The organism is Sphingosinicella sp. (genome assembly GCF_013911755.1).
GTDB lineage: Bacteria > Pseudomonadota > Alphaproteobacteria > Sphingomonadales > Sphingomonadaceae > Sphingosinicella.
The window spans coordinates 1-9,377 of record NZ_JACESP010000042.1 but is presented as its reverse complement, the minus strand read 5'-3'; the positions used below and the strand labels follow the sequence as shown (position 1 = coordinate 9,377).

The window sequence follows — 9,377 nt, the reverse complement described above, 5'->3', positions numbered from 1 at the left end:
GTAAGCTCTCAGCGTACCGGCGAGGACGTGGATGCCGCGCTTCGGCCGAAGCGCGGCATCCACGTCCTCGCCGGTACGCTGAGAGCTTACGATGCGTTCCTGATCCGTCACGCCGTCTCCATGCGATAGCCGGCCGCGCCTGTCGAGCCTTCGACGGGCAGCTGCATCAGAACGGGTTCAGCGTATATCCCTGCTGTTGAAGCAGGGCATGGGCCGTCATCGCCGAAAGCGAAAGCTTCACGCCGGGCAACAGATCCGCCTTGGTCACCCCCATGCGTGCTGCGCTTTGTCCGCAAAGGTAGACCGCGACCCCACGCTCCAGAAGCGCGGCGACAACGGCAGCCGAACCGTTCGGCTTGTCCCCGTTGTGCGCACGGTAAACCTTATCGTTCGTCACGTCCCAACCGGCGGTGCCGTGCACGATGATCGCCAGGTGGATGTTTTCCAGCGGAACGCCCGCCGCGACATGCATGTTGATGAAACGGCCCGCGCTGTCGAACGTGCGATTGATCTCGCCCGCATCCGCGCCCTTGGCGACATCGAACGCCACCTTGAAAACGGTGTCCTTCGGGATCAGGAGATCGGATTCGACCGGTGCGATCTTGCCGAAGTCCGAAAAGACCGGGCCGGGCCGAAACGGTTCTGCCTGGGCGGTGCCGGCGGTCATCATCATGAGTGCAACCGGGATCAGCCCGCGCATTGACGTTCCTTTCATCACCGTGCGGCTTTCTTGAGCGCCAGCCGCACGACGGTCCCGACATCGGCGCCCGCTCCGGCTTCCTCCATGGCCGCCGTTACGACGCGGTTCGCTTCGGCGGGTTTATAGCCGAGGTTGGCGAGTGCGGAGAGCGCGTCCGCGGCGATACCGCCTGCGGGCAGAGCGGGCGCAAAGCCGCCGATCGGGATCGCCACGCCCGCGATGCCGCCGGCCTTGTCCTTCAGTTCGTTGACGATGCGCTCGGCGAGCTTCGGACCGACGCCGCTCGCGCGGCCCACCATCGTCTTGTCGCGATTGGCGATGGCGGCATGGATTTCATCCGGCGTCAGCACCGACAGGATCGCCAGTGCCACTTTCGCACCGACACCCTGCACCGTCTGCAGCAGCCGGAACCAGTCGCGCTCGCGTTCGGTCACGAAGCCGAACAGCTGGATCGCATCCTCGCGCACATGCGTCTCGATATGCAGCGTCACTGCCGCGCCCGCGCCGCCAAGTGACGCAAGTGTCTTGGTCGACGCCGAGACGAGATACCCGACCCCGTTCACATCGATGACCGCAGCGTCTGCGTTGACTGTGTCGAGCAGGCCCTTCAGCTTGGCGATCATCGTGCGTATTCCCCCAGCGCCTTTGCGCTCGCCTGATGATGCGCATGGCAGATCGCGACCGCAAGCGCGTCGGCCGCGTCAGCGCTCGCTATCTTCACGCCGGGCATCAGCCGCTCGACCATCGCCCGCACCTGATCCTTCTCCGCAGCGCCCGTACCCACCAGCGCTTTCTTGACCAGCCGCGTCGCATACTCCGCGACGTCCAGCCCCGAGCCCGCGAGCGCCGCGAGAACCGCGCCGCGCGCCTGCCCAAGCTTCAGCGTCGATTGCGGGTTCTTGTTGACGAACACCTCTTCGGCGGCGGCCGTCCCGGCGCCGCTTTCCGCGACGACGCCCGCAAGCCCCGTGTAAAGCGCCGAGAGCCGCGCCGCCATCGGCATGTCCGCCGGGATGCGCAGCGTGCCGTGCGCGATGTGCGAGATGCGGTTACCCTCGGCCCGGATCACGCCCCAGCCGGTGGCGTTCAGCCCCGGATCGACTCCGAGAATGATCAGCCGAGTTTCTCCATTACGTCGTCCGACACTTCGTAGTTGCCCGAAACGGTCTGGACATCGTCGTCGTCGTCGAGCGCGTCGATCAGCTTGAGGAGCGATCCCGCATCGCCTTCCGCAACGGACACCATCGTCTGGGGCCGCCACGCGAGCTTCGCGGCTTCCGGCTCGCCGAGCACGGCTTCGAGCGCCTTCGCGACCTCGTGCAGCGCATCCTGCGCGGTCCAGACCTCGTGGCCGTCTTCACTCGACTGCACATCCTCCGCGCCCGCTTCCAGAGCCGCCTCGAACACCTTTTCGGCGTCGCCCGCCTTCACCGCATATTCGATAAGGCCCATGCGGTCGAAGCCGTGGCTCACCGATCCCGAAGCGCCGAGATTGCCGCCGTTCTTCGAAAAGATCGTGCGCACATTCGTCGCCGTGCGGTTGCGGTTGTCGGTGAGCGCCTCAACGATCAGCGATACGCCGCCGGGACCGAAGCCCTCGTAGCGGATCTCTTCATAGTTCTCGACATCGCCGCCGCTCGCCTTGTCGATCGCGCGCTGGATGTTGTCCTTGGGCATCGACTGCGCCTTCGCCGCCATCACAGCAGCGCGCAGGCGCGGGTTCATGTCCGGATCGGGCGTGCCCATCTTGGCCGCGACGGTGATTTCGCGGGAGAGCTTGGAAAACATCGCCGAGCGCTTTTTGTCCTGCGCGCCCTTGCGGTGCATGATGTTCTTGAATTTGGAATGGCCTGCCATGGGACTCGTTCATGCCGGTTTCTGGAAATGTGGCCGGGTCTTTACGCGAGCGAGGGCGCTACTGGCAATGTTCAGGAAACGGTAACCGCCGTTCCCGACGCCGAAACCATCAGCATCGATCCGCCCTGCCCCAGCACTTCGTAGTCGAGATCGATGCCGACAACGGCGTTCGCACCAAGCCGCTGCGCTTCTGCCGCCAGTTCATCGAGAGCCTGCTGCCGCGCATCGCGCAGCACGGTTTCATACGAACCCGCGCGCCCGCCGACGATGTCGCGGATGCCCGCGAAGAGATCGCGGAAAATGTTCGCGCCGAGGATCGCTTCGCCTGTGACGACGCCGTGGTATTTGGTCGCTGGGCGACCTTCGATGGTGGGGGTGGTGGAAAGGATCATGCCATGTCTCCCTGTGCGCGGCGCAGCATCACGCCGGCGAGATGCGCGCGATATTCGGCGCCGGCGTGGATGTCGGAATTGAGATTGTCCGGCGCAAGCGCCGGCAGTGCGCCGCCTGTGTCGAGCGCGACTTCCGCGTCCGTCCAGCGAAACACGCCCGGCCCCGCGCCGGTCACGGTAACACGCGCACCCTCCGCGAAGCGCGCCACGAACACACCGACGAGCGCGTAGCGCGAGGCCGGGTGCGCAAACTTCGCATAGGCTGCCCCCTGCGGCACGCGGAAACCAATGCGCGTGATGATCTCGGCGTCTTCGAGCGCGGTTGTGAACATGCCGAGGAAGAAATCGCCCGCCGCATGCGTGCCACGGTTCGTTTCGATAACGGCATCCAGCGCCAGCACTGCCGCCGGGTAATCCGCCGCCGGATCGTTGTTCGCGACGCTGCCGCCGAGCGTGCCGCGCTCTCGCACCTGCGGATCGCCGATGCCGCCCGCGAGCCGCGCAAGCGCTGGGATCGGCGCGGCCTTCGCAACATCCGCATGGCACGTCATCGCCCCGATCCACACCCGGTCGCCTTCGCGCGATATGCCCGAAAGCCCGGGCACGTGCGCGAGATCGACGAGCGCATCGGGCGCGCGGAGGCGCGATTTCATCGCCGGAATCAGCGTGTGCCCACCCGCCAGGCAGGCGACGTCACCACCTCCGCCGAGGAACGTGGCGGCTTCGGCAAGGCTCGACGGCCGGTAATAGCCTGTCACAGTGCCGCCGCTCCCGCGCGAATCGCCTTCACGATATTGGTGTAGCCCGTGCAGCGGCAGAGATTGCCTTCAAGGTCGTGACGGATGGTTTGCTCGTCCACGTCCGGCCCGTGCCGCGCGGCGATGGCGATCCCTGCGATCACCATGCCCGGCGTGCAGAAGCCGCATTGCAGCCCGTGCGCCTCGCGAAACGCCGCCTGCATCGGGTGCAGCGCGCCGTCCGCACTGATCCCCTCGATCGTCGTCACCGCACAGCCGTCCACCTGCCCGGCGATCACCGTGCAGCTCTTCACCGCCTTGCCGTCCAGCAGCACGTTGCACGCGCCGCATTGGCTGGTGTCGCAGCCGATATGCGTGCCGGTAAGGCGCAATTGATCGCGCAGGATTTCGACGAGCAGCATCGTCGGTTCCACGTCGAGCTCGCGGCGGGAGCCGTTGACGGTGAGGCTGATTTGCATGGGCGGGATAGTATCGGTGCGGATGCGATGCGCCAAGCCGCCTGAAACGAGAAAAGCGGCGATACCGGGGCCGTGGTATCGCCGCTCAACTCAGGGTTTTCGCCTGGAGGCAATCGGGGTCATTGACCACCGCCAGGTTGGGTCGCCGCCTTTGCCGGGGCCGTGGCGCCGGCGGCTGTCCAGAGAACAGCAAGCGCCGTGCCAGAATCTCAAGATATTGATTTTATTGAGATCGACTAATTTGTGCTGTCGGCCTACCGTCCCGGAACGGGACGGTCCGTGCATCGCGCGTCCCGCAACGGGACGCACGTGTCACTCCTCGAGGCCGAGCGCCGCTTTGTAGGTATCGAGCAGCGCTTCCATTTCCTGGCGCGCGTTCTTATCCATTTTGCGCAGGCGCACGACGGTTTTCATCGTTTTGGGGTCGAAGCCCTGGCTCTTCGCTTCGAGGTAGACATCCTTGATGTCGTCGGCGATGCCCTTCTTCTCTTCTTCAAGACGCTCAATGCGCTCGATAAAAAGACGGAGTTGTTCGACTGATACGTTGTCGGTCATGCCTGCCTCGAATCATGGATGAAGAAATCGGAGGCGGGTTGGTAAGTCGCGCCGCCCGCTTCCGCAAGGCGGCTCAGTGTGCGTTCTTCGCGACGCTTTCGTCCATGCGGCGCATCTGCGCGTCGGTTGCCGGAGTCTGGTATTTTTCCTTCCAGTCCCCCGGGTCCATTCCGTAGACGAGCGCGCGCGCTTCGTCCTTGCCGAGCGTCACACCGCGCGCCGCGCCCGCCTCCTGCAGCCAGTCGCCGAGACAGTTGCGACAGAAGCCGCCGACGCCCATGAGGTCGACATTCTGCACGTCGGTGCGATGTCGGAGGTGCTCAACCAGCCGCCGGAACGCCGCCGCTTCCATTTCGGTCCGCACGCTGTCTTCGATTGCCATCGCCATCTCCTGTCTTTGCACCCACAAGCGTAATGCTCGGCCGCGATCGTTTCAGGCTTCTTCAGCCTGAAACGTGAATCGCTGCCTCATCTATAGATTAGAGACTGATTCACGTTTGAGAGGAAAGCGCACCGCGCTTCCCTCTCAAACGATCAGGCTCTAGGGGTATCCGCGCGCACGCACTGCGAAGGGGTCACATGAAGATAGAGCCGCGCCGCCGCAAGGTCCGCATTCTCGCAACGCTCGGGCCCGCCTCGAGCAGCTACGAACAGATTCGGGCGCTTTATCTCGCCGGAGCGGACGCGTTCCGGCTCAACATGAGCCACGGCGGGCATGAGGGCCACACCGAGGTCGTGGGCCATATCCGCGCGCTCGAACGCGAAACCGCGCGGCCGATGACGATCCTTGCCGATCTGCAGGGGCCGAAAATCCGCATCGGCCGCTTCGATGCTCCCGTGGAACTGAAGAACGGCCAGCGTTTCACGCTCGACCGGTTCGATACCCCCGGCAGCGCCGTGCGCGCCTTCCTGCCACACCCCGAGATTTTCGGTGCCAGCGAGCCTGGCCACCGGCTGCTTATCGACGATGGCAAGGTGGCGCTGCGCGTGCTCGCGGTGAGCCCGGAGGAAATCGAAACCGAGGTCATGGTGGGCGGGCGCCTGTCGTCCAACAAGGGCCTCAACGTCCCCGACGCGGTGGTACCGCTCGCCGCGCTGACGGAGAAGGACCGCCGCGACCTCGATTTCGCGCTCGACGCGGGCGTCGACTGGATCGCACTCAGCTTCGTGCAGCGCCCAGAGGACGTCGCTGAGGCGCGGACGCTCATTGGCGGGCGCGCGCAGCTTCTTGCGAAAATCGAAAAGCCGCAGGCGCTCGACCGCCTCACCGAGATTCTGGAAATTGCCGACGCCGTCATGGTCGCGCGCGGCGACCTCGGCGTCGAAATGCCGCCCGAGGCGGTGCCGATGGCGCAGAAGCGCATCGTGCAGGCTGCGCGCAAGGCGGGACGCCCGGTCGTGGTCGCCACGCAGATGCTCGAATCGATGATCACCTCGCCGACGCCGACGCGCGCGGAGGTGAGCGACGTCGCCAATGCCGTTTACGACGGCGCCGATGCCGTCATGCTCTCCGCCGAATCGGCGGCAGGCGCATGGCCTGTCGAAGCCGTGCGGATGATGGACGCGATCGCGAGCGCGGTCGAAACCGATCCCGAGCACGCAAGGCGCGTGCATTTCACCGAAACGCTGCTCGAACCGACGACCGCCGACGCACTTTCGGGCGCGGCGGGGCAGATCGCCGGGACCATATCGGCGCGCGCGGTGTGCTGCTTCACGACCTCCGGCTCCACGGCACGGCGCGCCAGCCGCGAGCGGATCAACGTGCCGCTTCTGGTGCTGACGCCGAAGCTCGCGACCGCGCGCCAGCTCGGCCTGCTCTGGGGTGTCCATGCGGTTCATACGCGCGATGTGAACGACTTCGAGGAGATGGTGAACAAGGCCAAGCGCATGGCGCTACGCGCCGGCGTCGCGAGCGGCGGCGACCGAATCATCATCATGGCCGGGGTTCCCTTCGGCACGCCGGGCTCGACGAACGTGCTCCACATCGCGCGGCTTACCGGCGATGAACTGAAGGGCCGAAAATAGGCCGCTGCAAATCAATTTCCGTACGCGCGAAAACACGCGCACAGAATTGTTTCGCCTCCGTCGTTTCCATTTTGACGCTTATCTGACGACCGCCCTGTAGCCGTGCTTCATCAGGCACGATTTCAGGATGTTTTCATCATGCGCAAACTTCATGGCGACCTGCTGTTGCTTGGCGCGGGGTCAGCAGGACTTGCACTGTTCGCGACGCCGGTCCTGCTTTCCGCACCCGTGATCGCCGCGCCGCCCTGCCAACCTCAGAGCGACAACCCCAGCGCCGTCAGCGCCGCTCTCGCGCGCACCGCATCGGTGAACACATGACCGCGATAACCTGCCGCTTCCGCGGCGGCGATATTGTCGTCGCGATCGTCAATGAACAACGCCCGCGCCGGGTCCACCGGAAAGCGGCGCTTCGCCAGCGCGAAAATGGCGGGATCAGGCTTCACCAGCCGTTCCTCACCCGACACGATGATGTCGCGGAAGCGGGCGAACGCCGGTTCGGTTGAGGCGAATCGCGGCCAGAACTCGTGCGAGAAGTTGGTGATGCCGTAAAGGGGCACGCCCTGGTCGGCGAGCGCGTGCACCAGTTCGATCATGCCCTCGACCGGCCCCGGCAGTGTTTCCAGCCAGCGCGGCACATAGGCCTCGATAAGGTCGCGCTCGGCGGGGAAGGCTTCGATCAGTTCGGCGCTGGTTTCGGCGGCGGGCCGCCCGGCGTCGTGCTGGAAATGCCATTCCGGCGTCACGACGTTGGCGCAGAACCATTCGAGCCGGTCCCGGTCCGGGATCAGCTTTTCGTAGAGATAGCGCGGGTGCCAGTGATAAAGAACGCCGCCGACATCGAAGATGACGGCGTCGATCGCAGCTTCGGCCAGTAGCGGAAGATGCAGCAGCGAAGAATCAGCCTTGGCGCGCCTTGAAGCGGCGATTCGTCTTGTTGATCACATAGGTGCGGCCGCGGCGGCGGATGACGCGGCAATCGCGATGACGTCCCTTCAGGGACTTGAGGCTGTTCCGGATCTTCATGTTTTCCGCCTGCGAAACTGATTCTGGTGCTGTTCAAGAGCGCGCGTCCCTACGGGGCAAACCGCATGAAGTCAAGGCTTCCGGCTTGCCCGGCGCGCCGTGTGCATTACATGGGCGCCATGCTCTCCCGCTTCCGATCCCGTCCGAAACGCACCGACCGCCTACCGGAGGGCCTGCGCCTCTACGCGATTGGCGACATTCACGGCCGCCGCGACCTTTTGGACGCGCTGCTCGTCCAGATCGATGCCGATCTTGAAGGCTGGAGCGGTGATTCGGAGATCGTCTTCCTTGGCGACTATGTGGACCGTGGCAACGCGTCGGCGGCGGTACTCGACCGGCTCGCCGAGGGCCCGCCGCAAGGCCAGCGCTGGACTCTGCTCAAGGGCAACCACGAATCAATCCTCTCGCATCTTGTCAGCGACCGCCCGCGCGAAGACGAATCACTCTATCCCGCCTGGCTCAAGCACGGCGGACGCGAGACATTGGCGAGCTACGGTCTTCCTGCTGCGCTCGCGTTCGGCGACGACGAGGCCGCCGCACTCGGCGCGCTCCGCGAGGTGATGCCGCGCACGCACCTCGAGCTTCTCGAATCGTTCGAACTGATGCGCCGGGCCGGGGACTATCTCTTCGTCCACGCGGGCATCCGCCCCGGCGTGCCGGTGGAGGAGCAGCGCCAGCGCGATCTCATCTGGATTCGCGAGGCGTTCCTCGAACACAAGGGCGACCACGGCTTCCACGTCGTCCACGGCCATTCGATCACGCGCGATGTCGATGCTCAAGCGAACCGCACCGGCATCGATACTGGCGCCTACGCCACCGGGCGCCTCACGGCGATGGTGCTTGAAGGCGATTCGCGCCGCTTTCTCTCCACCTGAAGGGTCAGCCGCGGGCCGCGAGCTTCTCCTCCCATGCAAGCGCATGGGTGACGATCGTGTCGAGATTTCCGTGGCGCGGCTGCCAGCGGAAGGCATCGAGAATCTTCGCGTTCTCGGCAACGAGCGCGTCGGGATCGCCCGCACGGCGCGGCTCCATGCGACGCTCGATCTTGCGGCCGGACACGCGTTCCACCGCATCCAGCACTTCAAGCACGGAGAAACCGCGGTTGTAACCGCAGTTGAGCGTCACGGACTCCTCCGGGCGCTCGGTGAGCCAGGCAAGCGCCAGCACGTGCGCGGCCGCAAGGTCGCTGACGTGGATATAGTCACGCACGCCGGTGCCATCGGGCGTCGCATAGTCGGTGCCAAAAACCGATACGTGCGGTCGCTTGCCCGTCGCCGCCTCGACCGCGACCTTGATAAGATGCGTCGCCCCCGCCGTGGACTGGCCAGTGCGCCCGGCCGGATCCGCGCCCGCGACGTTGAAGTAGCGAAGCGCGGCATAATTGATCGGGTGCGCGACCGCGACGTCTGCCAGCATGAACTCCGTCATCAGCTTCGACGTGCCGTATGGGTTGATCGGCACGCGCGGCGTCTCTTCGTCCACGGGCGTGTGGTCGGGGATGCCGTAGACTGCAGCGGTCGACGAGAAGATGAAGTGCTTCACGCCGTTCCTGACCGCCGATTCGATCAGCGTGCGGCTCGCGGCGGTGTTGTTGCGGTAATATTTGAGC

At 65.2% G+C, this 9,377-nt stretch carries 14 protein-coding genes; 2 read left to right on the top strand and 12 right to left on the bottom strand.

The annotated features are described in order from the left end of the window. Positions 1-166 precede the first annotated feature (166 nt). The 9 genes from H2052_RS17645 to H2052_RS17605 all read right to left on the bottom strand — a co-directional run bounded on the left by H2052_RS17645 (position 167) and on the right by H2052_RS17605 (position 5,108). Positions 167-700: a DsrE family protein gene (locus H2052_RS17645; protein ID WP_293784869.1), complete on the bottom strand. Its 534-nt coding sequence runs from the start codon at positions 698-700 to the stop codon at positions 167-169. A 14-nt stretch (positions 701-714) separates the two neighbouring features. Further along, positions 715-1,323: a Holliday junction branch migration protein RuvA gene (gene ruvA, locus H2052_RS17640; RefSeq protein WP_293784866.1), complete on the bottom strand. Its 609-nt coding sequence runs from the start codon at positions 1,321-1,323 to the stop codon at positions 715-717. Continuing rightward, a complete protein-coding gene (ruvC, locus tag H2052_RS17635) occupies positions 1,320-1,817 on the bottom strand; it encodes a crossover junction endodeoxyribonuclease RuvC (RefSeq protein WP_293784874.1) in 498 nt (165 codons plus the stop codon). The genes ruvA and ruvC overlap by 4 nt, the downstream gene beginning before the upstream one ends. Then, positions 1,814-2,557 (bottom strand): YebC/PmpR family DNA-binding transcriptional regulator, encoded by a 744-nt coding sequence (locus H2052_RS17630; RefSeq protein ID WP_293784863.1) that lies wholly within the window; start codon positions 2,555-2,557, stop codon positions 1,814-1,816. The genes ruvC and H2052_RS17630 overlap by 4 nt, the downstream gene beginning before the upstream one ends. Before the next feature lie 71 nt (positions 2,558-2,628). Then, positions 2,629-2,949, bottom strand: coding sequence for a heavy metal-binding domain-containing protein (locus H2052_RS17625; RefSeq protein ID WP_293784861.1), 321 nt, complete (start codon positions 2,947-2,949; stop codon positions 2,629-2,631). Next, complete coding sequence (locus H2052_RS17620) at positions 2,946-3,707, bottom strand: xanthine dehydrogenase family protein subunit M (RefSeq protein WP_293784859.1); 762 nt, start codon at positions 3,705-3,707, stop codon at positions 2,946-2,948. The genes H2052_RS17625 and H2052_RS17620 overlap by 4 nt, the downstream gene beginning before the upstream one ends. After that, positions 3,704-4,201 (bottom strand): (2Fe-2S)-binding protein, encoded by a 498-nt coding sequence (locus H2052_RS17615; protein ID WP_293784858.1) that lies wholly within the window; start codon positions 4,199-4,201, stop codon positions 3,704-3,706. Before H2052_RS17615 ends, H2052_RS17620 begins: the two co-directional genes overlap by 4 nt. 276 nt (positions 4,202-4,477) lie before the next feature. Beyond that, positions 4,478-4,720 carry a DUF2312 domain-containing protein gene (locus H2052_RS17610; RefSeq protein ID WP_293784856.1) on the bottom strand — a complete coding sequence of 81 codons (243 nt, stop codon included), beginning with the start codon at positions 4,718-4,720 and terminating at the stop codon, positions 4,478-4,480. 73 nt (positions 4,721-4,793) lie between these two features. Next, positions 4,794-5,108 (bottom strand): DUF1244 domain-containing protein, encoded by a 315-nt coding sequence (locus H2052_RS17605; RefSeq protein ID WP_293784854.1) that lies wholly within the window; start codon positions 5,106-5,108, stop codon positions 4,794-4,796. A gap of 191 nt (positions 5,109-5,299) precedes the next feature. Between H2052_RS17605 and pyk the strand changes: the two genes are divergently transcribed. Beyond that, positions 5,300-6,745 (top strand): pyruvate kinase, encoded by a 1,446-nt coding sequence (gene pyk, locus H2052_RS17600; RefSeq protein WP_293784852.1) that lies wholly within the window; start codon positions 5,300-5,302, stop codon positions 6,743-6,745. 254 nt (positions 6,746-6,999) lie between these two features. Here the strand turns inward: pyk and H2052_RS17595 are convergent, their stop codons facing one another. Together H2052_RS17595 and ykgO are read right to left on the bottom strand one after the other, a co-directional pair. Then, positions 7,000-7,590 (bottom strand): HAD family phosphatase, encoded by a 591-nt coding sequence (locus tag H2052_RS17595; RefSeq protein ID WP_366484641.1) that lies wholly within the window; start codon positions 7,588-7,590, stop codon positions 7,000-7,002. A 52-nt stretch (positions 7,591-7,642) separates the two neighbouring features. Then, complete coding sequence (ykgO, locus tag H2052_RS17590; protein WP_050599643.1) at positions 7,643-7,768, bottom strand: type B 50S ribosomal protein L36; 126 nt, start codon at positions 7,766-7,768, stop codon at positions 7,643-7,645. 65 nt (positions 7,769-7,833) lie between these two features. On the opposite strand from ykgO, the gene H2052_RS17585 reads away from it, so the two are divergent. Continuing rightward, entirely contained in the window at positions 7,834-8,643 is an 810-nt protein-coding gene (locus H2052_RS17585; protein ID WP_293784816.1) for a metallophosphoesterase family protein, read from the top strand. Between the two features lie 4 nt (positions 8,644-8,647). Here the strand turns inward: H2052_RS17585 and galE are convergent. After that, on the bottom strand, positions 8,648-9,377 hold a 730-nt coding region (galE, locus tag H2052_RS17580), incomplete at its 5' end, for a UDP-glucose 4-epimerase GalE (RefSeq protein ID WP_293784813.1).

Coding starts and splice junctions, on each gene's coding strand:
- H2052_RS17645 (WP_293784869.1), bottom strand. CDS start 700: ATGCGCGGGCTGATCCCGGTTGCACTCATGATGATGACCGCCGGCACC.
- H2052_RS17630 (WP_293784863.1), bottom strand. CDS start 2,557: ATGGCAGGCCATTCCAAATTCAAGAACATCATGCACCGCAAGGGCGCG.
- ykgO (WP_050599643.1), bottom strand. CDS start 7,768: ATGAAGATCCGGAACAGCCTCAAGTCCCTGAAGGGACGTCATCGCGAT.
- H2052_RS17625 (WP_293784861.1), bottom strand. CDS start 2,949: ATGATCCTTTCCACCACCCCCACCATCGAAGGTCGCCCAGCGACCAAA.
- H2052_RS17585 (WP_293784816.1), top strand. CDS start 7,834: ATGAAGTCAAGGCTTCCGGCTTGCCCGGCGCGCCGTGTGCATTACATG.
- H2052_RS17605 (WP_293784854.1), bottom strand. CDS start 5,108: ATGGCGATGGCAATCGAAGACAGCGTGCGGACCGAAATGGAAGCGGCG.
- ruvA (WP_293784866.1), bottom strand. CDS start 1,323: ATGATCGCCAAGCTGAAGGGCCTGCTCGACACAGTCAACGCAGACGCT.
- H2052_RS17610 (WP_293784856.1), bottom strand. CDS start 4,720: ATGACCGACAACGTATCAGTCGAACAACTCCGTCTTTTTATCGAGCGC.
- pyk (WP_293784852.1), top strand. CDS start 5,300: ATGAAGATAGAGCCGCGCCGCCGCAAGGTCCGCATTCTCGCAACGCTC.